The 26,262-nt window shown below is 47.8% G+C and carries 15 protein-coding genes; 4 read left to right on the top strand and 11 right to left on the bottom strand.

The features are described 5' to 3' along the window. Window positions 1-37: 37 nt before the first annotated feature. Window positions 38-2,539, top strand: coding sequence for a PL29 family lyase N-terminal domain-containing protein (locus tag DWZ03_RS09350; RefSeq protein WP_120129723.1), 2,502 nt, complete (start codon window positions 38-40; stop codon window positions 2,537-2,539). A gap of 509 nt (window positions 2,540-3,048) precedes the next feature. Here DWZ03_RS09350 and DWZ03_RS09345 read toward each other — a convergent pair. Then, window positions 3,049-3,609 carry a porin family protein gene (locus DWZ03_RS09345; RefSeq protein ID WP_005833619.1) on the bottom strand — a complete coding sequence of 187 codons (561 nt, stop codon included), beginning with the start codon at window positions 3,607-3,609 and terminating at the stop codon, window positions 3,049-3,051. 161 nt (window positions 3,610-3,770) lie between these two features. Between DWZ03_RS09345 and DWZ03_RS09340 the strand changes: the two genes are divergently transcribed. From DWZ03_RS09340 to DWZ03_RS09330, 3 genes are all read left to right on the top strand, one after another. Further along, the gene (locus tag DWZ03_RS09340) at window positions 3,771-4,268 is read left to right on the top strand and encodes a hypothetical protein (RefSeq protein ID WP_005824447.1); all 498 of its coding nucleotides are present in this window, start codon (window positions 3,771-3,773) and stop codon (window positions 4,266-4,268) included. Between the two features lie 280 nt (window positions 4,269-4,548). Then, window positions 4,549-5,277 carry an iron-sulfur cluster repair di-iron protein gene (gene ric / locus DWZ03_RS09335; protein WP_005824443.1) on the top strand — a complete coding sequence of 243 codons (729 nt, stop codon included), beginning with the start codon at window positions 4,549-4,551 and terminating at the stop codon, window positions 5,275-5,277. Continuing rightward, window positions 5,274-5,633, top strand: a complete 360-nt coding sequence (locus DWZ03_RS09330; RefSeq protein ID WP_005824440.1) for a DUF488 domain-containing protein — start codon at window positions 5,274-5,276, stop codon at window positions 5,631-5,633. Before ric ends, DWZ03_RS09330 begins: the two co-directional genes overlap by 4 nt. A 70-nt stretch (window positions 5,634-5,703) precedes the next feature. Here DWZ03_RS09330 and DWZ03_RS09325 read toward each other — a convergent pair whose 3' ends face one another. The 10 genes from DWZ03_RS09325 to DWZ03_RS09280 all read right to left on the bottom strand — a co-directional run bounded on the left by DWZ03_RS09325 (window position 5,704) and on the right by DWZ03_RS09280 (window position 26,116). Further along, window positions 5,704-8,139, bottom strand: a complete 2,436-nt coding sequence (locus tag DWZ03_RS09325; RefSeq protein WP_120129720.1) for a DEAD/DEAH box helicase — start codon at window positions 8,137-8,139, stop codon at window positions 5,704-5,706. Window positions 8,140-8,272: 133 nt separating this feature from the next. Further along, window positions 8,273-8,494, bottom strand: a complete 222-nt coding sequence (locus DWZ03_RS09320; protein ID WP_002558131.1) for a DUF2795 domain-containing protein — start codon at window positions 8,492-8,494, stop codon at window positions 8,273-8,275. Between the two features lie 70 nt (window positions 8,495-8,564). Then, complete coding sequence (locus DWZ03_RS09315) at window positions 8,565-9,119, bottom strand: cob(I)yrinic acid a,c-diamide adenosyltransferase (RefSeq protein ID WP_005824436.1); 555 nt, start codon at window positions 9,117-9,119, stop codon at window positions 8,565-8,567. 104 nt (window positions 9,120-9,223) lie between these two features. Then, entirely contained in the window at window positions 9,224-9,856 is a 633-nt protein-coding gene (locus tag DWZ03_RS09310; RefSeq protein ID WP_008661954.1) for a hypothetical protein, read from the bottom strand. Window positions 9,857-9,860: 4 nt separating this feature from the next. Further along, window positions 9,861-11,357 carry a 3-succinylated cholic acid synthase gene (gene bas-suc, locus DWZ03_RS09305; protein WP_120129717.1) on the bottom strand — a complete coding sequence of 499 codons (1,497 nt, stop codon included), beginning with the start codon at window positions 11,355-11,357 and terminating at the stop codon, window positions 9,861-9,863. Between the two features lie 96 nt (window positions 11,358-11,453). Continuing rightward, window positions 11,454-13,916, bottom strand: a complete 2,463-nt coding sequence (locus DWZ03_RS09300) for a glycosyl hydrolase family 95 catalytic domain-containing protein (protein ID WP_120129714.1) — start codon at window positions 13,914-13,916, stop codon at window positions 11,454-11,456. 174 nt (window positions 13,917-14,090) lie between these two features. Further along, complete coding sequence (locus DWZ03_RS09295; protein WP_005833629.1) at window positions 14,091-16,304, bottom strand: glycoside hydrolase family 3 C-terminal domain-containing protein; 2,214 nt, start codon at window positions 16,302-16,304, stop codon at window positions 14,091-14,093. A 47-nt stretch (window positions 16,305-16,351) separates the two neighbouring features. Then, window positions 16,352-18,871 (bottom strand): glycoside hydrolase family 2 TIM barrel-domain containing protein, encoded by a 2,520-nt coding sequence (locus DWZ03_RS09290; RefSeq protein ID WP_120129711.1) that lies wholly within the window; start codon window positions 18,869-18,871, stop codon window positions 16,352-16,354. Window positions 18,872-19,012: 141 nt separating this feature from the next. Then, window positions 19,013-21,895 carry a TIM-barrel domain-containing protein gene (locus DWZ03_RS09285; RefSeq protein ID WP_120129708.1) on the bottom strand — a complete coding sequence of 961 codons (2,883 nt, stop codon included), beginning with the start codon at window positions 21,893-21,895 and terminating at the stop codon, window positions 19,013-19,015. A gap of 138 nt (window positions 21,896-22,033) precedes the next feature. Continuing rightward, window positions 22,034-26,116: a hybrid sensor histidine kinase/response regulator transcription factor gene (locus tag DWZ03_RS09280; RefSeq protein WP_229075246.1), complete on the bottom strand. Its 4,083-nt coding sequence runs from the start codon at window positions 26,114-26,116 to the stop codon at window positions 22,034-22,036. Window positions 26,117-26,262 lie beyond the last annotated feature (146 nt).

Here is a 26,262-nt window from a genome sequence, read left to right as displayed (position 1 = left end):
TTTATTTTTTAAATTTATAAATTTAAAGTTTTCAATTATGAACAAGAAGTTTCTAAGTGTGATCCTGTTCAGTGCCTTAATGGTGGGTACTGCAGGAACTTTCACGTCTTGTAAGGACTATGATGACGACATCGAGAACTTACAAGGACAGATTACCTCTAACAAAGATGCTATTGCTGCTTTAGAGAGCCAAATCAAAAGCGGTGAATGGGTGTCCAGCGTGACATCTACAACCAATGGTATTGTTGTTACTTTGGGTAATGGAACCAGCTACACTATCACTAATGGTGAAAAAGGTGAAGCAGGTAAAGACGGTGTGACTCCGAAAATTGCAGTGAACAATGACAAAATCCAAGTAAGCTATGACAATGGCACTACTTGGACTGATCTTATTTCACTGGAAGACTTGAAGGGTGAAGCAGGTGACGCTGCTGCAACTCCGACTTTCTCTGTAGGAGAAGACGGCCATATCTACGTACAATATGGTGAAGACGGTGAAAAGACGGATTTGGGCGTTTCTACCGGTGGTATCTACTATGTAGAAGATGGCGTGAAGCTGACTATCCACATCCCGAACAAAGATGGCGAGTACGAAGACATCGTATTGCCGAGAGCTGCTTCCATCTCCAGTATCAAGGCTGTAACAGTAAGTTCAGCTGCTGTATTGTCGGAAGGTGCCGACATCGAGTTGACTTATGGTAAGGCTGCTGACAATGGTAAGTATTTTGATGGAACTGCTTTCAAGAAAGGCGACATCCTGCTTCCTTCTAAAGAAGCAAAGAATGTAATCAGCGCCCAGGTTAATCCGACCATTGCCGATGCTACGGTCTATAATTTCTACTTGGCCAACTCTAAAGGAAGCTCCATCTTCACTTTGTCTGAAGCAACTCCCAATATGACAGAAGAGCCTTTGACAAGAGTTGCTACAGCCAATAAGGGTATCTATGATATGGGTATTACTTTTGTAAGTGGTGTGACTGAAGCACAAATTAAGGCTGCTAAGGGTGCTTACGCTATCGCTACAAAAGATGCTTATGACAATGAAGTGTTGTCTAGTTATGATGTAACGGTTGATGTGAAAGCAGCAACAACTACCACTCTTGATGTAACTGTAACTACACAAGAAGTTGAAATCAACAAAGAACTCGACTTGAATGACTGTGTAGATATGAAAAATGTAATCGATGTGCAATATTATTTTGCAACAAACCAGACAGCTGCTGTTGATGCTGCTAAGGCTACGATTACAGGTACTAAGATTAAAGGTGAAGTTGCAAATAAGACTGTCGTTGTAAGTGTTAAATATCTGACTTACGACGGTGAGGTTAAAGACGCAACTAAAACTATCACTGTTAAGTTCATCAATCCTGCTACAGAAAATGCCTTTACTCAAACATTGGTATTGAATGCAGACGCTTCTAAGAATGTATTGACATTCGATGTAACCAGCTTGATTGGTAATACTACATCAAGTGCTCCTAGCTTCTTCACCAACATCGGTAATGCTAAGTTTACTGCTGCTGCTAAGGACAAGAACAGCAATACAGACAAAGCTAAGGGAGATGATGCTGTAGGTATCACTGCACCGGTTGCTGTTGCTACTGCAGATGCTTCTACTACTCCGAACGGTTACTACAAGCATACGCTGACTTACAGAGTGAATAATGCTACAGTTATTCCTGGAACTTACGAAGCAGAATTGACTTATGGTTCAAGTCCGGTTAACACCGTTAAGCTGACTTTGATTGTAGAAGAAAATGTAGCTTCTTATGACTTCAAGCCGTTGGATCTGTACTTCACCGGTACTAATGCTACTGCTTATGGTACTCCTGCTAATAGCAAAATTACTTATAACTTGAAGGGTCTGTTCGGTATCACAACTTGGGATAACATCGCATTTACTGAAACTGTTCCTGAAAGCTATAAGGATGCAGACGGTATTCAATGGACTGCTAATGCTTGGTTGGCTGATGCTACATCGGGAGGCATCACAGTAGATAAGGTTGCTACGAAGAATGAAGCTGCTAAGACTGGTAACTTCGGTGGTGCATACGAAGCCCGTTCTCTGAAAGCTACTTACACTCCGTATGCTAACAAGAACTTGACTGCCACTGCATACGACTTCACTCTGACAATCAAATCTTCTGTATTCGAAGGTTCACTGAATTATGTGAAGAAGGTTAAGAATGAATACGTTACAGGCGACAATAAGACTATCAATGTAGCAGCAGCGAATGCAAAAGCAACTCTGAAAGCAGAAGAAATCCGTGGTATTACTAAGACCAATGTTATATACTTCGGTAACTCTCACTTGACTGATGCTTATGTAGCAAGCGTCTCTGTTGCTTTGGAAGGTGATGCTGCTAAACAATATCTGGATTTGGCAGGTGACTTTACAAATGATGATGTCACTATCACTCCGAAAGCTAACGTAACTATCCCAGGTGATGGTAAGACAGTTACTTGCTACGTTCGTGTAAGTGTTGTTGACGAATGGGGTAAGACCAAGACTGTTGACGTACCTGTGGTACTGCAATAATTCAAGAATAAGCAATTCTCTATCGAGAGAACCTTATAATTAAAACTAAAGAATCCCCGGCTTATGGAAGTCGGGGATTTTTTTGGGTATCTGAAAGATAGGTAGGATTTATTTACGCCACGTCCAGATTCTGGCACTCCAGGTAGTAGTATGGGGGTTCATATTCAACCCTATAAAAACAAAAGGGGAATGGGTACTCACCATCAAAGACGGCAGACAACCCAGCCGCGAATCCGCAACCCACTCCATGACAATGCACCTGCACCTATCGAGGTCATTGTAGAAAAGTTAATCCAACGGCATAAAAAAGAGGTCCGGAAGGCGTGCATTAAAAAGTTCCGAAGTACTTAAAGAAAAGACTACAGGAATGAAGAGAAAAGCTGGCAAGTATTAAATAAAAAGATTGTCCCAAGGTTGCGGATGCCCGTCCCAAGGCTTGGGATAGACGTCCGCAACCTTGGGACATATATCCGCAAGCTGCGAAGAAAGTTCTATAACAAACTGTTTCTTTAGAAAAGATACGCCGCAGACACCTGCCAAGTCTTATTCTTGGCACCGAAAGCCTTACCCGCCTCCTCCCACGTAAATGAGTCGCCCATCGGGAGCTGATAGGTCACGCCAACCTGGAGATGCTTCAGCAGCTTCACACCGGCACCCAAATTAAGTGCCACTTGAGCCTTCTTGCGGTCTACGTAATCCTTCTTCTTGAAGTCGAAGAAGAAATCGGGACCGGCAGCTATATAAATACCCAACAAGCTACCCAAGCCAATGGTATATTTCAGATTTACGGGTACTTCCAGTCCTGTTTGCTTCACCTCGTCCTTGCCGCGCTGAGAGAACAGCAAAGCACCATCAACACCCAAGCCTACAATGGGAATGGTAAACTCAGCCATCGGACCAATAAAGAAACCGGTAGAATTATCCTTGTTTCCCTTATATCCACCATCCCAATCTATTTTCGTCATATTCACACCACCCTTAACACCCCACTTCAATAGTTGGGCCTGGGCAGGCATAGCCATAAACATACAGCATACAGCTATCACGAAAGCACTAAAAATCTTTTTCATAATCAATTGTGTTTAATATTACGGGACAAATATATGCAAATTCTTCCTAAAGAAACAACATCTATTAGCATTTGTTCATTTAAGAGAACAATGAATCACAAAACGCATTACCTTTGCAACCTGAATCAAAGAAAGATACCACACAGATAAAATAAAAAGCTATGATAAAAATCAGAAAGACGCAACCCACAGACATTACAATCCTTATGGACATCTTTGAACAAGCGAAGCACATCATGCGGAAAGACGGAAATATGCTGCAGTGGAGAGGCAACTACCCTTCCAGGGAAATCGTCATAGCAGACATCGAACAAGGAAACAGCTATGTGTGCACCGACGATACCGAAGAAATTATCGGAACCTTCGCCTTTATCCGTGGAAACGACCCCACATATACGCATATCTATGAAGGAAAATGGGTGGAAGATACGCTTCCTTACGGCGTCATTCACCGGCTGGCAAGTACAGAACACAGCAAAGGAGTGGCCAATGCCTGCCTGCAATGGTGCTACGAACAAATACCCAACCTACGTGCAGATACCCACCGGGACAATCATATCCTGCAATACATACTGAAGAAGCACGGATTCAAATATTGCGGCATCATCCTTCTGGCCAATGGAGACGAACGGCTGGCATTCCAAAAAGTAGAAGGATAGACAAGGAAACCACGAATCTTTCATTTAAAGGAGTTATCAGCCGACAAGTCGGCTTAGGAGTTAAAGCCAATACTCGTGCGTATGTATTCACAGAAGTATCGGCTTTAACTTCTTCAACTCCTGACGGAGCGGAGCGAAGTGATAACTCCTCCAATTCCTTTAAATGAAAGAACCGGGCAAGAAAACTCAAATAATCATAACCCTTCAAACATTATCTGCCATATAATTGTATATATAGCAGGTTTCCACAATGTTGTGGAAAACAAAAACAAGATAACATATGAAGGATTATAAACGTATGACAGTCGGCGAAATCGTAGCCGACAACTTCAACAATGCCGGGATATTTGATAAATATGGCATTGATTTCTGCTGCCATGGTTCCGCACTGCTTCCCGAAGCCAGTAAAACTGCCGGAGCCGATATGGAGAAGGTGATAGAAGAAATAGAGCATCTGGCTCCGACAACCTCCGAAAATATTGATTTCAAGAGTTGGCCTCTGGACTTATTGGTGGACTATATTCTCAAAATCCACCACCGTAATATCCGTACACAAGGTCCCGAGATTGAAGAACTGCTGGATAAAATATGTCGCGTACACGGTGAAAAACATCCGTCACTCTACAATGTGCAGGCTCTCTTTCATGATTCCCTCTCCGACCTCAATGCCCATCTCGACAAAGAGGAACTGGTACTGTTTCCCTACATCTATGAGATGGTAAAGGCTAAGCTGGAAAATACTCCCCTGCCCGAATTCCACTGTGGAAGCATCGAAGCTCCCATATCCGTCATGATGGCAGAACATGACATTGAAGGAGAACGCTATCGCCACATAGAGCATCTGACCAACGGCTATACAGCTCCAGAAGATGCCTGCAACAGTTACCGCCTCGTACTCCAACAGCTTAAAGCATTTGAAGAGGCCTTGCACCAGCACATCCATCTGGAAAATAATATCGTTTTCCCACGCTCCATCAAAATGGAAGCAAAATTAAGAGAACAGCCATGACACAAATCAGAATCAAACGGGTATATGAAGAACCCGATGCAACAGACGGCTACCGTGTATTGGTGGACCGGCTGTGGCCTCGCGGCATAAAAAAGGAACATCTGAAATACGATGTCTGGGAAAAGGATATTACCCCTTCACCTGAATTAAGAAAATGGTTTCACGAAGACCAAGCGGAACACTGGGAGGGGTTTGCAGCCATGTATCGCAAGGAACTGGAAAATTCGGAAGCCGCCCTTAGGTTCATTGACACCATAAAACACCACCATACCATAACCTTACTATATGCTTCCAAAGCACCGATATACAACCATGCACGCATCCTGCAACGGTTTCTGCAGGAGCACTTAGACTAATTACTCACAATCTTTACAGTAAAAGCAAAGATGAACTGTAACTCTGGAAAGGCTGTTCAACGAATTGGTGCTACAAGGACACAAACTTCTTTTTCAAGTCGTCCACTCCCATTCCCGTAAAATAATCCTCGATAAAGTCCCAGCGCTGTTCATCCGTCAGCTTATCTGTTCCGAAGAAGAAAGAGAACAAGTCAATCTGCTCCTGGAATATCTGCTCGTTGGTATCCAGAATCAGATTGCGATAATCATCGCCAAGCGCAAGTTCCTGCAGAGTTTCGGGGTCATTGAAACGGACAAATACGCAAGGCGTACCGCCACCCTCCACACTGAACGAAAGGCAGTCGAGCATAGAAAGCAGATTAAGCAGCATATTCAAGTCCGAGAAAGGAGTGCAATAAAACAACAGGCGGTCTCCCTTACTGCCCACTATACGTTGGCTAAACAGTTTTTGATAGCGCGACAGAAGCAAATCAAAGCCTTTGGTCACCGTAAAAGAGAGTTCATTGGAATCTTTCTTTTTCACACTGCTGATATAGCTCACACTGCGGCCTTCCTCCGTGCGGCTCTCCAGCAGGGAACCGATAAAGCGTTTGGCAGAGCGCACGTCCATGCCATGCTCGGCAAAGACAGCCCGCAGTTCTTCTTCATCAAAACGTCCTTTCGACTTTATCAATGCCGTTTTCAGCATCGTTGTCAGGCTCTTGAACAAGGCGTCCATCCGCTCGCGGATGACGGTGGCATCTTCCTTCAACAGCACCTCATGCTTGCCTACGGATACGGCACGGGCACCTTCCCGCAACGTTCCATTATTCAGCTTCTGTTTGAACTCCTTGTAGCCAAGCTCCGGGAAACGCTCTTCCCAAAGCGCTTCCAGACGTGCGACGTAAACCCCGTCCTCCCCTTCTACCTTTGTCAGATAGCTATGGAATTCACGGGCAAAGACATCACCCGTCTTGTCCTGGACATATCCTTCGGTCAACAGATTCTTGGGGCTGATTTCAAGCAGATGCCTTCCATAACGCTGCATCAAATCGTCTTCCAGCCAAAGCAAGGCAGTCTTGATGAGCTGTCCCAACTCTGCTTCATACTCCAGCTTGTTCTTTGTACGCGGCAGTTTCACCACAAACTCGAAATCGGACAAAGACACCATGATTTCCGGTTTCTCCCCTTTCATGCGGTACACTTCCATGAGCTTTCTCAGAATAAGCACCAGCTGTTCCTGGGCAATGTTCCCCGTCTGATGCAGACGCTTCATATAATAGAAATCCCGTTCATGGTAGTCGGTAGCGGCAATGCCATGTATCTCCGTATCACGCGCGGCACGCCCTATCTCCTGAATATAGTCGACAAACGTACTGGATGGCGCCACATGGTATACACGGTCTATATCACTGATGTCCACTCCCATACCAAAGGCTTTCGTAGCCACAATCAGTTTCTTGGTCCCTTCCTTGAACTCCTGCACAATGGCAGCTTTCTGTTCCTTTTCCTTCTTGCCATAATAGGAAGCCACCAGACGCCAGTCTGCCGGCTTCACCCACGTCTTCAGGCGCATGTCGATGCCACCCGCAAAAGGATAATAGAGCAATGTCTTGTGTCCGTCCAGGAAGTCCTCGACCCGCGCAGCCACCACGCGCTGCTTTGCCTTGTCGTATGTCTCCCCGTCCTCCATCTCCATCTGACGGATGTCAAAGCCAATATTCCGGCGCTTCACCGTACCTACATAAAGCACACAAGGCTCCATCTGCAAGGAACGGATAGTCTCGAATATCATGTCATTGCCCCCTTTGGGATTCCAGACAGCCGTAGCGGTCAATGCAAACAACGGGAAATTATAGCCGAGAGTCTGTTTCAAAGCAGTCAGGTAGCGCCCCAAGAACCAGTAGTCCACACGGAACTCCTTGCCCCATGTCGTTACCGTATGCGCCTCATCGACCACCACCAGACCGATGCGGCGCTCGCCTACAAAATGCTTGATGTCGTAAGAGAGAAGCAATTCCGGCGAGAGATAGAACAAATCAATCTCCCCCTCACGCACCTGCCGGTAAACCTCCATCTTCTGTTCCGGCGATAAATCGGACGAGGCGTATGCCACACGCGCATACCCCAGTTCCTGCAGACTTTCCACCTGGTCTACAATCAACGCCTTCAAAGGGGAAACCACAATGGTAAGCAGATTATACTCCTTCCCCAAATAGATGGCAGGAAGCTGGAACAACAAGGATTTTCCGGAGCCGGTAGGGGCAGTCAACAATATATTGTCTACCTGCGTTTCACTTTTCCAAGCCTTTTCAGCCTCCAGTATAACGTTCTCTATCAGCTGTCCCTGCGAAATGCAGAGTTTCTCTTTTCCCTTGGACAAGTCATCGTAAATCTCAAGATTACGAAACTGTTCGTAGCCGTAAGTCTCCTTTAAAATCGTGTTTATGGTTTCGCGGCAGTTTTCAGGCAGATGCCTTTCCTTCAAATCCGGTAACCGGCGTGTCGTTGCTTCTTGTACATTCATTATTATTGTAGTGTGGGGGTATTAAAAAGAAAAGAAGTAATTCTTCAACCATAGTTATCGGTTTTGGAATTACTTCTCCCTATGTTTCAAAATATTACCAGACATACCGGTAAGTTTTTTCTTTTAAAGCGTATCAATATTCCTCCTCGTTGAAGAAAAAGTCCTCTTTGCTGGGATAATCGGGCCAAATATCTTCTATGCTTTCATAAATCTCGCCTTCATCTTCCATTTCCTGCAGATTCTCAATCACTTCAAGCGGAGCACCCGAACGCATGGCATAATCTATCAATTCATCCTTAGTTGCCGGCCAAGGAGCATCTTCCAACTTAGATGCTAATTCCAATGTCCAATACATAGTCTCTAGTATTAAAATTGTGAATATTAAGTCCTATTTCTATTTTTCGGCAAAAGTATAACAATTTATTTCACTTGCAACTATTATTCCAAAATATTTCACCTTTTTTGTCGTCTTGATTCATTTTACGGGAAAGAACGAACAAATAATCAGACAAGCGGTTCACGTAAGCCAGTAATTCCGAAGCGATTTCCACTTGTTCGGCCAGAGCAAGAATCCGACGCTCTGCACGACGGCAAACCGTACGGCAAACGTGGCAGACTGCCGCACCGCGACTTCCGCCGGGAAGAATAAAGGCTGAAAGAGGAGGCAAAAGAGTATCCAAACGGTCTATCTCCCGCTCCACCATTTCCACCTGCTCCGAGCTGATGATACTGGCTTCTTTCAGCTCCATTTTCTCCCGGTCTGTGGCCAGATGAGAGCCTACGGCAAAAAGTCTGTCTTGCACTTGCTGCAGAAAATCTTTATCCTTTCCGTCAAGCAGGTACGTGATGAGAAGACCCAGATTGGAATTCAGCTCATCCACCGTACCGTATGCCTCAAGGCGGATATGCGTTTTAGGTACACGGGTTCCGCCTACAAGAGAGGTGGTTCCTTTATCTCCGGTTTTGGTGTATATCTTCATAAGGAATTAATGTTTAGGGGTTAGGGATTAATGTTTAGCAGCCAGTAAGTGGAGCTAAGCACTAATCACTAACCGCTAATCACTATTGAAACGCCTAAAGATAATCAAAAGTTGACAATATAGTCTTGTTTTATCTTTGTTTTATCGAAGAATATGATACCAAGGTCATAAAGGTCGAACGTAATACCCGCCCGCCCGTCCTGCTTCATACGTTTCCAGAGGGCAGACATCTGCGGAGTGTAACGGATACCTTCAATTACAAAAACAGACTTTCCCCTGGTACGGGTGGAACAGATGCGGAAGACCTCCTCTACAAAATCGGGATGACGATAATCGTGCAAATAAAGGAAATCAACGGGAACGCCACTCTCCAGAAAGAGCTCGGAAAGGTCGGAAGCCGAAGTATAATCTGCTCCCTCCTTCCCCGCTTTCAGATAGAGGGCAGAAGCGGCAAGCGTACCGGCATCTACAATGGTCTCCGGCTGGGTATAGTTTACCAGACGGAACAGAAGGCGTTTTACTTTCTTCGATTCGTACTTCCAACGTTTATCTTTCTCCAGCTCCAGTTGCTTCTGTGCCTTGGCCAGCTCTTCATATTTATAATAAGCCGTACTTTCGTAAATTACATGCGTAATCAGGTTAAAGGCAAAAGGAGAATGTACACCGTAGCCGCAACGGTGTCGGAAACGGTACAGCCAGATAAAAGGCCGTTTTAGAGTAAGCAAAATACGATTCATTATTTTAATGTGCTAATGTACCTTCGAAAGTCACCCCTTCACCCGAAGAATAATTCTCCGTAACAGTCAGGAGTAGCTTGTTATCCTCAAAGCAGAGCGTAAGCCCAAGAGCGCTTATCCAGTTGACATAATGTACTTTCAGTTGCAAAGCATCAAGTGACGCCCACGCATAACTGCCTGCCACCTGGAAAGGGCCTTCTATACCCTTAAAACGCCCCTTTGCAGCAACCGAATACGGAGGATAGCCATCAATTGCCGCTTTCGACCATTGCTTATAGCCAAACGGAAGACTGTATGTCTTTCCGTCTTTCTCCACCACAGTCATCACTACTTCTTGCTGCTTGAATTGCAGCTCGATGGATTGCCATCCGTATTTGTTCTCTCCGAGCAGGATGCGCTTGCCTGCGTATTTCTGTGAAAGGGAGGAAGCAGCCTTTCCTTGCACTAACGGCAGTTGATAAGAACGCTGTTTCTTCTGCAGGCGCTTGTAGTCCTTACCGGGCGCTAATACCTGGTCACCGACCTCCGGCAACAAGCGGTTCCAGACCAGACGACGCTGCCGACGACCGTCTATCAATGTACATTCGGTAATGACCACTACCATATCCTTATCCGGAACAATCAGAATGTATTGTCCCAAAGCCCCGTCAGCACGTACAGCACCCGGATATTCGCAAAGCCACATCTGATAGCCATAATCTCCTATCTGTCTGGTCATCATCTGCTCCACCCAGGAAGCCGGAAGCAACTGCTTGCCTTCCCAAACACCCCGGTTCAGCAGCAACAATCCGAATTTTGCCAACGACTCGCTCTGGATATGCAGTCCCCAGCCACCGGTATTGATGCCTTCGGGGCTTATCTCCCACGCAACGTCCGTGATATGCATCGGGATGAAAAGCTTCTGCTTCAGATAATCCAGCAAGGTCATGCCCGTCACCTTCTGCACGATAGCGGAAAGCATATAGGTACTAATCGAATCATATTCAAACTTCTTGCCCGGAGTCTTCACCGGTTTGGCAAGGAAGGCACGTATCCAGTCGGGAGTGAGGTTGCGCATATTCCAGTCGGGAGTGATACCCGACGTCATGGTAAGCAGGTCACGGACAGTCATGTCTGCCAGATTAGCGGAAACCGAATCCGGAAGAAGTTCCGGGAAGAAGGTACCGACACGGTCTGTCAAGCGCAAGCGGTTGTCTGCAATGGCAAGTCCTACGGCAGCCCCGACAAAGGTTTTGGAGCAGGAATACATGGTATGGCGATATTCCGGCGCGAACGGAGCCGGATAGATTTCTCCGATGACCTTGCCGTGACGCAGCACCACCACGCTGTGGATGTTTGTTTTCGGCAATGCCATCAGTGAATCAAACAAGGCAGTGACAGCCTTGGAAGGGACTCCTTCTGCCTCGGGTGTGGAACGTGGCAACTCATTGATTTGTGCATGAACTGCCAACGCTCCCAGCAAGCCGAGAAACAAGAAGAAAAAACGTACTCTATTTTTCATAATTATCTAAGATATTTGTTCTACATGCACTGCAAATGTACAGCATTCGGACGCGAAAGACAAATAACTTGATAATTTTGTCGGAGGGGAACGTTCCTATAAGAAATGTATGGTCACCGCCTCTCCCTTGTTCAAATCCAACGGAAATGCCGGTTCTTTGTAAGTATGCGTACGTCCTCCTATCTTCACTTGGGCACGGACGGCGCCTGTGGGCATCTTTAGGATGAATTTACCCGGAACAAGAGCGGTAACAACAGCCCTCGTTGCCCGTCCATCCTTCCAGTCCAGGTCTATGGAAGCACCGCCGCGTACGCGCATTCCACGGAAGTTGCCGGCAGTCCAGCTATCTGGCAGGGCAGGAAGCAGATGGATAAAGCCCTCATGACTTTGCAGCAGCATTTCGCCGACTCCCGCCGCGCCACCGTAGTTGCCATCAATCTGGAAAGGAGGATGCGAACAGAACAAATTAGGGAAAGTGCCGCTACCATGACCTCCCGTCGCAGCATCGACAGCAGGATGCAGCAAACTCTTGAAGAGTTTCCAAGCACGGTTTCCGTCACCCAAACGAGCCCAGAAGTTTATCTTCCAAGCACGGCTCCAACCGGTACCCTCATCTCCACGACGGTTCAAGGTCATCCGGCAGGCTTCGGCAAGCTCGGGGGTAGCCTCCGGCGAAATCAGGTTTCCCGGATGCAGGCCGTAGAGATGGGAAACGTGGCGATGGTGCACATCCACTTCCTTATAATCCTCCAGCCATTCCTGCAAATATCCTTCCTTACTGATTTGCATGGGTGGGAATCTCTTCAGGTCCGCCTCAAGCTTCGCCACATAATCCGCATCACAATCCAGCAGGCGGGCGGCGGTAATGACATTGGTATAAAGCTCGGTGAGCAGTTGCACATCCATAGTGGGACCCACACAGATGCTGACGGGAGTCACGCTGTCACCCGGCACATAGAAACTATTTTCCGGAGAAGAAGTGGGGGCAGTTACCAGCCAGCCATGAGAAGGCTCCTGCACGGTGGTGGAACTAAAGAACCGGGCGGCACCTTTCAAGACGGGATAAATACGACGCAGATAATCCCTGTCTTGCGTATACAGATAGTGTTCCCACAGATGGGCACACAGCCACGCACCACCGGTATTGGTCGCTCCCCAGGAAGGATGTTCACCGGGAGCGGTGTAATTCCATACATTGGTCATCATGTGGAGCACCCAGCCATCTGCCTCATCGCCATAGAAGGTACGCGCACTTGCCTCTCCCGAAGGGATAAGGCGCTCCATCAGCGTCGTCAGCGGCTGATAGAGTTCGGAGAGGCCGGCTTGCTCCAAGGGCCAGTGGTTCATCTGGATATTGATGTTCGTATGATAGTCCCCGTTCCAAGGAGTCGATACTCCATTTGCCCAGAGTCCTTGCAGATTGGGCGGCAGACTGCCGGGACGGGTACTGCTGATAAGCAGATAGCGTCCGTAGTTATAGTACAGAGCAGCCAATGCCGGCGACTCCTGCTGTGTGAAGCGGAGGATGCGTTCGTTCGTCGGGAGCGTATCATCCGGCGTGGCAGGAAGCGTCAAGGAAACACGGTCGTAGAGGGAACGGTGAGCGGTGACATGGTTGGATAATGAAGAATGGAGAATGGCACATGGAGAATTAGCGGGGGCGGTGAAAGGACGGAGCAAGCTGTCGCAGACTTCCGCATAGCGTTCGCCCGGGAAGTCGGTACCGGCAGCGGCATAGGAGGTAGCGGCAGAAAGTATCAGCCAGGCTTCCTGCCCGTTCTTCAAGCGGATACCGTTTTCCGGGCTGACAGATGATTCACCACCGTTCTGTACGAGTTGCATGGCTACACAGTATTTCATACCGTCCAAACCGGGTTTACCGCTTTCCAACATGCCGTCCATCAAAAGGGTGTTCCCTTGGACAGTCACCGAGCTATGTTCCGCACGGCTCAAACGGGCAGAGAAATTCAGAGCTCCTTCACGTCCGGCAACCAGATGAATCAGCATGACATCACGGTCACGGGAAACAAAATACTCACGGCGATAATCGACATCTTCCAGCCTGAAAGCCGTATATGCCACCGCATCGCGCAAGTTGAGCCAACGGCGATAGTTGTTTAATGGAGAGTTGAGAATGGATAATGAAGAATTGTAGGTAAAATCTATATCCAAATCGCCCAATACCTGATAGGTTCCATATCTCCCGTCAGTCTCCTGCTTCTTCGGAACAAAACTGCTGTACATCAGCTCCTGTGCCTCTCGGTTCTTTCCCTCAAACAACAGTTGCCGGATGGCAGGCAGACTCTTCGAAGCATCCGGATTGCTATAATCCGCCTCCATTCCGCTCCATAATGATATTTCATTCAGCACAATGTGCTCACGGAGAATGCCTCCGTCGGGCATCATGCCCAAGCGTCCGTTGCCCAAAGGAAGAGTCTCCTCCCAGATAGCGGCAGGCGACGTATAGTACAACTGATGATTACAACTGTCGGCAGGCGCATCGGCTGCACGAAGCAGCAACGAGGCTGCAAGCAGAAATAGAGTGGCAAGTGTCTTCATATTGTTTTTTGATTCTGATTTCAGGCTGCAAATTTACTGCATACACTTTGCAGCATTGCTGCATACCTTTTGCAGTGACGCTGCAAAGCAATTGCAGTAGCGCTGCAAAAGGTATGCAGTACCACTGCAAAACAGTTGCACTGATTTTGCAGTGGTTACGCACTGATTATAAGATTATTGCATTTCGAACGAAACTACACCACGGACGTCGGCAGACGAAGCGCAAACGTATGCCTTGAACTTACCCGGTTCGTACTTCCAAGCTGCGGAAGCCTCATCGTAGAACTTCAAATCATCCGGAGTAAGGGTGAAAGTCACGCTCTTCTCCTCGCCCGGCGCCAAACCGACTTTTGCAAAATGTTTCAGTTCCTTTACAGGACGAAGCACACTGCATTTATCATCGCCTACATAAAGCTGTACAATCTCTTTTCCGGCAATGCTACCCGTATTCTTCACGGCAACTGTCACCGTCAGCGTACCGTCGGCAGCCATGGCCTTGGCAGAAGCCACCGGTTTGCCATATGTAAAGGTAGTATAGCTCAAGCCATGACCGAAGGGGAAGAGAGCCGGAATCTCCTTGGTGTCGTGCCAACGATAGCCCACCAGAATATCTTCCTTATACTCCTGCTTAATGCTGTCGCCCGGATAACTGAGTTCATCAAAAGCATGTGCACCGCAATCCGTCAACTTGGCAGGGAAAGAAAAGGGCAACTTTCCGCTTGGATTCACCGCACCACTCAGGATGTCAGCCAGAGACTTGCCACCCATGGAGCCTAAATACCAGCCTTGCACAATGGCAGGAACCCGGGATACCCACGGCATTTCCACCGCATTACCACTGAGAAGCACCAGAACCAGGTTCTTGTTTACCCCCAGCAAAGCTTCAATCAGTTCATCCTGCCCGAAAGGCAAGCCGTATTCCAGACGATCGCCGCCTTCACAATCCTGGAAGTGGTTCTTGTTCAATCCGCCTACCAGTACCACCAAGTCTGCCTTTTTCGCCATTTCCACGGCTTCTGCACGGAGTGAGTCTACCACATTCTGCGGAATTTCATCTGCACGGCCGTACATCGGACGACCGGCGGCATAGCCTTTCGCATAGGCTACCTTATCACCATAAACGGCACGCAAGCCATCCAGCGGAGATACCATATCCTTCACTTTCAGTTCGGAAGAGCCTCCTCCCTGATTCAGCAAGCGTACGGCATTATCGCCCACCACCAGGATATTCTGATACTTGGCTGCATCAATCGGCAGCAACGGGGCACCTTTCTTTATCACCGGAGCATTCTTCAACAGCACAATGCCCTCATTGCCTATCTCGCGGGCAGCGGCATAATGCTCTTCCGTAGCTACCGAACCATAGGGTTTCTGACGGTTCATCGCCGTACGGAATATCAAGCGGAGAATGCGGGAAGCCTTGTCATCTATTGTAGACATCGGCACTTTACCATCTTTCAACATCTGGAGATAAGGGTTAGCAAGGTAATAATCGTTATAGGTAAATACACTCTCGGACGTCAGACCGTTGGTGTAAGAACCCATTTCAATATCCAGACCGTTGACGGCAGCTTCATAGGTGTCGTGGGCACCGCCCCAGTCGGTAATGACACAGCCGTCGAACTTCCAGTCATCTTTCAGAATCTTGTTCAGTGTGAAATCGTTATGGCAGGCGTGCTGGCCGCGAATCTTATTGTAAGCGCCCATAATGCTCCAGGCACCTCCTTCTTCTACCGCAGCCTTGAATGCAGGCAGATAGATTTCATGCAAAGCACGGTCGCTAAGATTCACATCAATATGTCCGCGCCACAGTTCCTGGTTGTTCAGCGCATAGTGCTTGACACAAGCTGCCACTCCGTTCTTCTGCAACTCCTGGATGTAAGGTACGCACATCACACTGGCCAGATAAGGGTCCTCGCCCATATATTCAAAATTACGACCGTTCATCGGAGTACGGTAGATGTTGACGCCGGGGCCCAGCAACACATCCTTTTCACGATAGCGCGCTTCCTCACCGATGGCCTTGCCATACTTGGCAGACATGTCCGGATTCCAGGTAGCGGCCAGACAAGTCAAAGCCGGGAAAGCGGTAATGCTGTCATTGGTCCAGTTGGCATATCCCCAGTCATTCCAGTTGATTTCGGCACGGACACCGTGAGGGCCGTCGCTCATCCAAAGCTCGGGAATGCCGAGCCGCGGAACACCCGCACTGCTGAATTTACTCTGCGCATGGCAAAGGGCTACCTTCTCTTCCAGTGTCATCCGGCTGAGAGCATCCTTTACACGTGCTTCAATAGGTTGTGCATCGTCCATATAGACCGGTGTCTGTGCAGACACGGTACTGATGGAGCATGCAAGAAATAAGGTTGCTAAAAATTTATTCTTCATGTCTTAATTGGTTAATATGCTAATGTGCCAATTAGCACATCAAATTATCATTTAACTTTAATCGCCGTCGTCGCTTTCTCCAGTCCATCAGCCGTAGCCGTCACCTTGACACCACCCGGTTCACCGTTGTTCTGCAGTACCACCAGGCACTTTCCGTAGAAAGCCTTGCGGTGGTTGTCCTTGAACTTCTCCATAGAGATGGGGCTTCCGTTATCCACTCCAGCAATGAAGCCGGCACCTTCTACGGCAAAGGTCACATCGTTTTCGGCATTCGGACACAAATTTCCATCTTTGTCCAGAATCTCAACCGTAATGAAACTCAAGTCTTTGCCATCTGCCTGAATGGTACTGCGGTCGGGGCTGAGACGAATCTGCGCAGGTTCGCCCGCTGTCCGGATTTCCTGCTCGGCCACAGTCTTTCCTTCCTTGCGGGAAACAGCCTTTACCGTACCCGGCTCATACTTCACGCGCCACATGACGTGGAAATCGTCTTTTCCCTTGCTACGCACCCCCTGCGACTTTCCATTCACGAAAAGCTCCACTTCGTCGGCATTATTATAATATGCCCACAAATCGATGTCTTGTCCCTCCGTCCAATTCCAATGTGGGAAAAGATGCAACACCGCCTTGTCCGGACGCCACTCGGACTGATACATGTAGTAGACATCCTTCGGGAAGCCGGCCAAGTCGATAATGCCAAAGTAAGAGCTGCGTGCCGGCCAACCGTAAGGAGTAGGCTCACCGATATAATCGAAGCCCGTCCAGACGTATTGTCCACTGATAAAGTCGTTGTTCTTTACATGGCGCATAGTACCTTCGTGACGGTTGCCCCAAGGAACATGACAGTTGTCGTAGGAGGAGCAAGAGAACGAGGCATCATAGAAAGGCTTGTCCCAACGTTCGGGCCAGATGAACATCGAATCACTCGGCATCCGGTAGTAACCGCGTGTCATCAGGCCGGAAACACTTTCCGTCACGATGAACGGCTTGCCGGGGAAGTTCTCGGGAACACCTGCAAACCAGTCGTCATGGTAATTGAAGCCGATAATATCAAGCGCACTGGAACGGAACAAATGATTGTTCGGGTTCGGCTCGTTGCAGCCTGCCGTCACGGGGCGCGTGGCATCGAGCTTTCTCACCATATCCGCCAGTTTCTTTGTCAGCAGTGAGTTGACGGACATTTCTCCGTCCTTTGCCAGCATATCCGCACTGTGACCGAAGTTCAAGACCAGATTGGCCTCTTCCAGACTCAAGGTGTCGGCTTTGGCATCCGTCCACTGCTCCAGCACTTCGTTGCCGATGCTCCACATGAAGATAGAAGGATGATTGCGGTCACGCACGATAAGGTCTGTCAAATCGCGTTCGTGCCATTCATTAAAATAGCGTGAATAGTCATGGCGAGTCTTTCTCTTACGCCACATATCGAAGGCCTCATCCATCACGATAAATCCCATACGGTCGCAAAGGTCGAGCAACTCCGGTGCGGGAGGATTATGGGAGCAGCGGATGCCGTTGCAACCCATTTCTTTCAGAATCTCCAACTGGCGCTCGATGGCGCGCGTATTCACCGCAGCTCCCAGGCAACCCAAGTCATGATGCATGCAGACACCATTTATCTTCACTTGTTCACCATTCAGGATAAATCCTTTTTGTGCATCGAAGCGGAAAGTACGGATGCCGGTAGGAGTATAGTAACGGTCGAGTACCTCGCCGGTCTGCTTATCCTTGAGGATGCTTTCTACCCTATACATATAGGGCGTATCAATACTCCAAAGACGGGGATTCTTCAAGTGTATCTCCTGCTCCACTTCTGCCGGAGTAAGAGGCATCAACTGCGCTTCCGACACAGCCTCACCCACCGCATTGCCGTCAGCATCCACTAACCGGGATTGCAGGACGACATCGGCCATCTGTGCTTCTGCATCGTACTGTAGTTTGGTGCGTATCTTCAACTGGGCACTGTTCTTCGACACATCTTCTGCCGTAACATAGGTACCCCATTGCGCTATATGAGCTGGATTCAGCTTTGTCAGCCATACATTACGGTAGATGCCGCAACCGGAATACCAGCGCGAATTGGGCTGTTCGGCATTGTCCACACGAACCGCCAACACATTCTCCTCTCCCCACTTGATATAGGGAGTCAGGTCATAACTAAACGAGATGTATCCATAGGGGCGTGTTCCCAGTTCATGCCCATTAATATAAACGGTGGAGTTCATATAGACACCATCGAAATCTATGCGATAGCGCTTGCCCTCATCGACCTTATCGGCAATAAAAGTCTTACGATACCAACCTATACCACCAGGCAGAGCACCTCCCCCTGTTCCTGACGGATTGTCCCGACTGAACTCTCCTTCAACAGCCCAATCGTGGGGCAAGTTCAGTTTCCGCCAGTCTGCGTCATTATAATCCAGACGGGCTGCCGCCGTATCATCTCCCAAGCGAAAGGCCCAGTCGGCAGTAAAATCCAAGCTACGGTCATCGCCAGCTACCTCTTTAGGAGCATTGCAACCGGCCAATAGGGACAGCCCGATGGCCAAAGACAATATGATTTTATTCATGGTAATAAATATCTAAAAGATTATCGAGTGCCTACTCCTCTCTCACAGCTATTCAGAAGTGGGGAAGTGCCCGGCACCGAGGAACGACGAGATCGGTACCGGGAAGACTTCTCTCCCTGGCACCGTCGTCTATCATTCTGATTATAATTTTACGGTTTGTGCTTTTCCGTCATACTTCACCGTTGTACCTTTAGCCTTTAAGTCGAACGGTTGCGGCCGGTCTTTGCTTACCTTCACTACATTGAAAGTACGTTCCTTCAGCATACCAGGGAAGTCACCCGTACGGTCGCCGATAACCAGTGTACCCTCAGCATCGTTATAGGCAAACGGTATAGTGGCATATTGTCCCTTCTCATAATTATAGTTCACACCTTCATCCTCATAGAGCGTAAATGCGCCGTCCTTACCCGTATAAACATAGAGGGTGATTTCCGAAGCCGGTTTTTCATCACTGTATTGCATGTCCGGACCATAAGGTACAATGGCACCTTCGCATACGTAGAGCGGAATACGTTCATAAGGAGCATCTACTGTCAACTTCTGGCCGCCATCCACATACTTGCCGGAGTAGAAGTCATACCAACCACAGCTTGCCGGGAAATAAACCTCGCGGCTGCGTGCGCCATATTCGTAAACCGGAGCCACCATCAAGGCAGAACCGAACATGAACTGGTCACCTATATTGTTGACGTTTGCATCAGCTGTGAAGTCCATTACGAGCGGACGCATGATGGTATAATCATTGAAATAAGTCATACCTGCCAAAGAATAGATATACGGCATCATGTTGTAACGCAGCTTCGTATAATAAACGATGGAGTTGTAGCACGGATGTCCTGCCGGAGCGATATTCCAAACCTCACGGTACGGATACTGGCCGTGTGCACGGAACAACGGGCAGAAAGCACCGAACTGATACCAACGGGTATTCAACTCTCTCCATTCCTTGTAATCAGCATTTTCACGTCCAGTCTTGTTGAATTCCATCTGACCAGCCACATAACGGTTCTCTACACAGAATCCGCCGATGTCCATGGTCCAATAAGGGATACCGCTGACAGCAAAGTTCAAGCCGGCAGAGATTTGTGCTTTCATATCTTCCCAACGGGTAGCGATGTCACCACTCCAGGTGGCAGTAGAATAGCGTTGCAACCCTGCAAAGCCGGAACGTGTCAACAAGAAGACGCGCTTGTCCGGTTCCACGCCGCGCTGTCCGTCATAGATAGCTTCAGCATTCATCAGTGCGTATGCATTGAAGAACTTGGCAGAGGGGCCGAGTGCTGTCGGACCGCAAAGGTCCTTGCGGTATTGCAAATCCGTACAGTCGCGTATGTTCGGTTCGCTGGCATCCATCCACCAAGCGTCAACACCCAGAGGATAGTAGTGGTCTTGCATCTGCTTCCAGAAGAGCTTGCGTGCATCGGCATCGTATGCGTCATAGAAAGAGCCCAGATAGCCAGGACCGACCCAGTCTTTGATGCTGTCTTTGATAGCCTGCTGATACATCCAACCTTTTTCGTCAAATTCCTTGAAGTGTTCGGTCGTAGCATAGAACTTGGGCCATACGGAAATCATCAGACGTCCGTTCATGGCGTGGATGGAGTCGACCATTCCTTTCGGGTCGGGGAAACGTTCAGGGTCGAACTCATGGCTTCCCCATGCATTCTGCTTCCAGTGCAGCCAGTCGATTACGATATTGTCGATAGGAATCTGACGTTCACGGAATTCCTTCAAGGTGGAGAGAACCTCCTCACGCGTATTGTACTTCTCACGGCTCTGCCAGTAACCCATCGCCCATTTCGGCATAATCTGGGATTTACCTGTCAATGTACGGTAGCCGCTAATCACATCGTCCATATCATCACCATAAACGAAGTAGTAGTCTATTTCATTCTGCATTTCACCCCACCAAGAGAGTTTGTTCTGTTCTTCATCAGCCACCGGACTCAATACCCGCAGACCGCAGTAAGAAACACCGGCATCAGGCTTCCACTCTATCTTCAATGGAACGCGCTTGCCCGCTTCCAGATTGACAGCAAACTTATAACTGTTAGGATTCCAAGCCGTACGCCAACGTTCGGGAACCACCAACTCATTATCAATATATACTTTCATGTAGCCTGCATAGTAAAGGATGAAACGGAATAAGCCGCTTTCTGCCGGTTCTATTTCTCCCTCATAAACTACATCAGACCCTCCGAACGGGAAACCCGCAGGCAAATTAATCACCTTACTCAGATGTGCGGCACGGTCCAGATGTTCAAAATAAAGAGAATCCTCACGACGTACAAGGGTTTCCACATCTTTCTTGCCCGGAATATATGTACCGGTCAAAGCACCTTCCTTGCCCTCTTTATCATAAAGTTTGAAGACATCACCCAGTTGTGAGTAGTCACGCGGGTCACCGAAACGGCAGAGCGAATAGCTGTCCCAAAGCACACCGTAGTTTTTATTAGACACGATGAAGGGTACAGACACCTTTGTATTGTACTGGAACAGTTCCTCATTCTTACCTTTATAGTTGAACTCATCCGCCTGGTGCTGGCCCAAGCCATAGAAAGCCTCATCATTGCCTGCCGACTGGAATACCTGACGTACTGTATATCCTTTCGTACCTTCCACTTCCACCGGAGTAAAGGTCCGCCCGTCAGAGTCTTCAGCCAGAATCTGCTTGCCGTCGGCATCCGTGAAGCGTACCTCACCCGTTGTCTTGGACACAATGGCACATAATTCCGATGTCTTGACAGTCACTTCATCGCCCTGCTCTTCGACCTTAAAGTCGGTCTTATTCTGTTGAGGGATCACAATGAGACTCTGCTCCTTTGAGAATTCCTTCTCAGGAGTAGCCGATACATGAATGAGCTTCTCGCCCATTACTTCTAATCTTACTTTACGCACATCCGTCGGTTGCTGCTGCTTGACTTCCACAACAACACCGTTCTCGGTCTTTTGGAATCCGCCTCCGGAACATGCGGCGAGCATCCATCCGGCAAGCAAATAAACTGAAGTGTTTTTCAATTTCATATTACTGTTTTTAAAGTGAATTTTCTCTGATGTAAAAATAGAAAATTTCCTCCAAAAACGAGCCCCCCTGATGTTGAAACAAAAGGGCGCTTTTGATTCCCCTAAAAAACAATATGTTTCCATAAAGGGTATCTTTTGTTATTTGCCCTCTCTTTCCTGATAAACAGAGGGCAAAACACCGAATTCATCCTTGAAATATTTGCTGAAATACTTGGGGTTGTTAAAGCCCAACTGATACGCTATCTCCGATACATTCTGCTGACTCTCGCGCAGCATCTGCGCCGCTCTTTTCAGACGGATGACACGGATAAATTCAATGGGTGTCTTACCGGTTATCTGCAAGAGTTTCTTGTAAAGATGTACCCGGCTCATACCCAATCCCCGGCTCAACTCTTCTACGGACAAGTCACACCGACCGATGTTCGCCTCCACATATTTGATGGCATTTTCCACCAACTTTTCGTCCAGCGAAGTAATGGCTATCTCGCTCGGTTCGGGGTCGATGAGCGACTTTGCCTTGCGCTTCTTGCTCAGGTCAATCAGCTTGCGCATACGCAGAATCAGGATTTCCACATTGAAAGGTTTCGTCACATAATCATCTGCACCGATGGTCAACCCCTCCACTTTATCTTCCACAGCCTGCCGTGCAGTGAGCAATATCATCGGAATGTCACTCGTGCGTTTATCGGTCTTCACCCAGCGACACAGTTCATTTCCATCCATCTCGGGCATCATTACGTCGCTGACAATAACATCCGGCATCAGTTCCGGTATTTTCTGCCAAGCTTCCCGGCCATTAGAAGCTGACTGTATACGGAAATACAAGCTCAGACTATCTTTCATGAAGGCAACCAAATCTTCATTATCATCCACAATCAGGGCCAACGGCTTCTCTTTTTCATCTTCATTATCCTCCTCCATATCGTCCGGCAAATCATCCGGAAGCGGTTCCTCTTCCATATCCGGCAAAAGTTCCTCATGCTCTTCCACCTCTTCTGCAAGCGGTGCAGGCTTGGAAGGACTTACATGCACATGTTTAACCGGAAGCTCAATCAGGAACACACTACCGGACCCCACATTGTCAACAACGCGCACCGTGCCCTCATGCAGCGTCACAAAGTCGCGTACCAGGCTCAAGCCAATACCGCTACCCGTTGACTGGTGTTCCGGTTCTTCCTGCTCCACCTGATAGAAACGTTCAAAAATTCGCTCCTTGTCTTCATCCCTAATGCCAACACCGGTATCCGATACCTTTATCAGCAATCTTCCGGACATCTCTTTCGACATTTCCAATGCCACATCCACACGTCCCCCGTCCGGGGTAAATTTGAAGGCATTGGATAGAAGATTCATCACAACTTTACCAATTTTATCCTCGTCGAATGACATATTCAGCGATTCCATGGCCGAAAAGAATGTCAGATGTACATGTTTCTTTTCAGAAAGCATCAGGAAAGAAGCACAGATGCTACGCACATACGCCACAATATCCCCCTCGGACAAAGTGAGATGCAATCCTGCCATCTCATTCTTACGGAAATCGAGCAACTGGTTGACCAAATTCAACAAACGCTGCGCATTGCGGTACATCAGTTGCAGCTTGCCATGCAGTTTTTCGTCCGTAATCTCCTTCATCATACTTTCCATCGGCGATATAATCAGCGTAAGCGGCGTACGCAACTCATGGCTGACATTCGTAAAAAAGCGGAATTTCATCTGGCTCAACTCCTCCCTCTTCTTCGCATCTTCCTCTATCTGGCGGATTCTGAACTTATTACGTTCCCTCCGTTGTACGGCATAAAGTGAAAAGGAAACAACTCCTACTATCAGAAGAGCATAAACGATATATGCCCACGGAGTCATCCAGAAAGGCGGAAGAATGACAATCTTGAGCGAAGCCTCTTCAGTGCCCGCATATCCGTCACTGTTTGTAGCCTTCACTTTTAAGATGTAAGTCCCCGGAGCCAGATTGGTATAGGTAACGCGATGCATATCGGACATACTCGTCAGCCAGTTCTCATTAAATCCTTCCAATTTATAGAAATACTGTGTCTTTTCGGGCAGCACGAAATTGTCCGACGCAAACAGCACCGTGAACACATTCTGCTTATAATCCAAGACAACTTCTTCTGTTTCATTCAAAGCTTCCTTCAAGATGACACGTCCTGCATACTCCTTGCCCACCTTCACGTCTTCATTGAACAACTGGAAACCGGTAAACATAACCTTGGGCAACGTACGGTTATACTTTATGTTGCCCGGCTGGAAGCGATTCAGCCCATACAGTCCTCCCACTACAATCTCGCCCGTATGCAGTCGTTTGAGGGAACGCTGGTTGAAGTCACAACTCTGCAACCCGTCCTTGTCATTATAGGTATAGCAACGGAACACGGGCTGCTCCGTCTTGCTGTCAACGGACAACACCACGTTTATCAGTTCTCCTCCGGTGCTGATCCATATACTTTTGTTTTCATCTTCCGTAATACCTAATATCAATAGTTTGGAGAAACCGGGCTTGATAGGCACTTCGTACAATTCATCCCGTTTGCTGTCATATACATTCAAGCCTTCACGCGTGGCTATCCATAGCAAACCGCGACTATCTTCGTAAACTTGATTGATATTTTGGTTGGAAAGTCTGGTCTTACCCGATTTTGTACCTGCAAAATTTGTAATCTCGCCGGTCCTCAGGTCCATGAAAGCCATCCCTGCCGAAGTACCGATAACCAGATTATTGTCACAGCTGATGCAGAGGGATGAGATATAGTCCGACACAAGGTTTGAATTACCTGTAGAATAGGTGGTAAATATCCCCGTCTGAGGATTCAGGCATTGCAATCCTCCCCCTAACGTACCGATCCAGATATTTTTGTCCGCATCTTCTGCCAATGCCCATACATTGTCATAGACCAGCGAGTTACTGTCTCCCTTACGGGACCGGTAATGGATAAAGCGGTTCCCATCATAGCAATTCAGTCCGCCCCAGAAAGTACCTGCCCACACTCTGCCGCTACTGTCCCGAAGAAGGCAGACTATGACATCACTCGAGATAGAGTGGGGATCTGCCGTATGCGAAAAAACCATACGTTCATCTGTCACGCTATTCCAGCGCACCAGCCCGCGGTCGTTGGTTCCCAGCCATACGATGTCACCGCCTCCGTCCTCCACGCAATTGATGTCGCCTACATCGGCAATACCGAACTTGAAAATGCTTTCATTATAGAAAGAGATGCCTTTCTTGTAGGTTCCCACCCACATCGTACCGGCCTCATCTTCATAAAGAGCCGTTATTGTATTGTTGGACAGAGTACGCCCGTTATTAGGTTCATTCGCCAGACGGATTTTCCGTCCCGCCGGTTCTATCAATTCAACGCCATCCTGATCCCTGCCTACCCATATACATCCGTATTTATCCTGTGCCACTGCACGTACGGTATTGTAGGTGTCCGTTCGGGGAGAACGCTGTTCCCAAACCTTCTGAGAAAGGCTATAAATCCACATCCCCTCCACACTGAATATCCACGCCCGCCCACTATGGTCGACAAACAAATCAAAGGTAGCATTCTTTACTTCCCTGCAATCTTCGGCAATGCCCGGATTGGTCCACTTGATATTTTGCTTTTCCTCATCTATACAAGCCAAGATACCGTTACTCAGAACCAGCAGGATTCCTTCGCCGCATTCTTTCATGTCGGACACTTCGGCTTTCGCAAGCAGTTCATCCGCCCCCTTTACTGCTACGGCATTTTTCTGTTCCTCTCTATAGCTGTAAACACCTTTACCATTAATATAGATCCAGAAAGTCTTTTCCTTATCAATATAGATAAGCGAAGGATTTCCGGTCAGACCGATGTTCCACATCCAGGCTTCCACATTACGGTCAAAAACATCGGAAGCCGAGTTGTAAATGGCATACCCGCCTCCCGTACGTATCCACAAATTACCGGACGTATCTTCTTGTATATCCTCGACATAACTATCGGGAAGAGATTTCTCATCATCTTTCTGGCTGCGATAAATCTTTATATTGTAACCATCATAGCGGTTCAGCCCCGAAGCTGTACCAAACCACATGAATCCGTTTGAATCTTTATAAATAGCATTAACCTGATTATTGGAAAGTCCGTCTTTCACTTCCAAATGTTTAAACATGTAGTCGTGTGAAGCAGCAGAGAAACATACCATCCAAACCCACAAGAGCAGTAGTTGCAGTCTTTTCATACTATCAGAGCTAAGGGAAGTTATTTTTGTTGCAAATGAAGTGAAAAACGAACAGAAAAGCAAGGAAAGACAAGGATTTTTAAAGAAGGAGAAGCATATCCCTCGCGGACCAACTTCTCCATAACCAATCAAAAAAAACTATATCA

The organism is Bacteroides sp. AF29-11 (genome assembly GCF_003602895.1).
GTDB lineage: Bacteria > Bacteroidota > Bacteroidia > Bacteroidales > Bacteroidaceae > Bacteroides > Bacteroides uniformis.
This window is presented reverse-complemented; position numbering and strand designations above follow the sequence as displayed.

Coding starts and splice junctions, on each gene's coding strand:
- DWZ03_RS09350 (WP_120129723.1), top strand. CDS start 38: ATGAACAAGAAGTTTCTAAGTGTGATCCTGTTCAGTGCCTTAATGGTG.
- DWZ03_RS09345 (WP_005833619.1), bottom strand. CDS start 3,609: ATGAAAAAGATTTTTAGTGCTTTCGTGATAGCTGTATGCTGTATGTTT.
- DWZ03_RS09340 (WP_005824447.1), top strand. CDS start 3,771: ATGATAAAAATCAGAAAGACGCAACCCACAGACATTACAATCCTTATG.
- ric (WP_005824443.1), top strand. CDS start 4,549: ATGAAGGATTATAAACGTATGACAGTCGGCGAAATCGTAGCCGACAAC.
- DWZ03_RS09330 (WP_005824440.1), top strand. CDS start 5,274: ATGACACAAATCAGAATCAAACGGGTATATGAAGAACCCGATGCAACA.
- DWZ03_RS09325 (WP_120129720.1), bottom strand. CDS start 8,139: ATGAATGTACAAGAAGCAACGACACGCCGGTTACCGGATTTGAAGGAA.
- DWZ03_RS09320 (WP_002558131.1), bottom strand. CDS start 8,494: ATGTATTGGACATTGGAATTAGCATCTAAGTTGGAAGATGCTCCTTGG.
- DWZ03_RS09315 (WP_005824436.1), bottom strand. CDS start 9,119: ATGAAGATATACACCAAAACCGGAGATAAAGGAACCACCTCTCTTGTA.
- DWZ03_RS09310 (WP_008661954.1), bottom strand. CDS start 9,856: ATGAATCGTATTTTGCTTACTCTAAAACGGCCTTTTATCTGGCTGTAC.
- bas-suc (WP_120129717.1), bottom strand. CDS start 11,357: ATGAAAAATAGAGTACGTTTTTTCTTCTTGTTTCTCGGCTTGCTGGGA.
- DWZ03_RS09300 (WP_120129714.1), bottom strand. CDS start 13,916: ATGAAGACACTTGCCACTCTATTTCTGCTTGCAGCCTCGTTGCTGCTT.
- DWZ03_RS09295 (WP_005833629.1), bottom strand. CDS start 16,304: ATGAAGAATAAATTTTTAGCAACCTTATTTCTTGCATGCTCCATCAGT.
- DWZ03_RS09290 (WP_120129711.1), bottom strand. CDS start 18,871: ATGAATAAAATCATATTGTCTTTGGCCATCGGGCTGTCCCTATTGGCC.
- DWZ03_RS09285 (WP_120129708.1), bottom strand. CDS start 21,895: ATGAAATTGAAAAACACTTCAGTTTATTTGCTTGCCGGATGGATGCTC.
- DWZ03_RS09280 (WP_229075246.1), bottom strand. CDS start 26,116: ATGAAAAGACTGCAACTACTGCTCTTGTGGGTTTGGATGGTATGTTTC.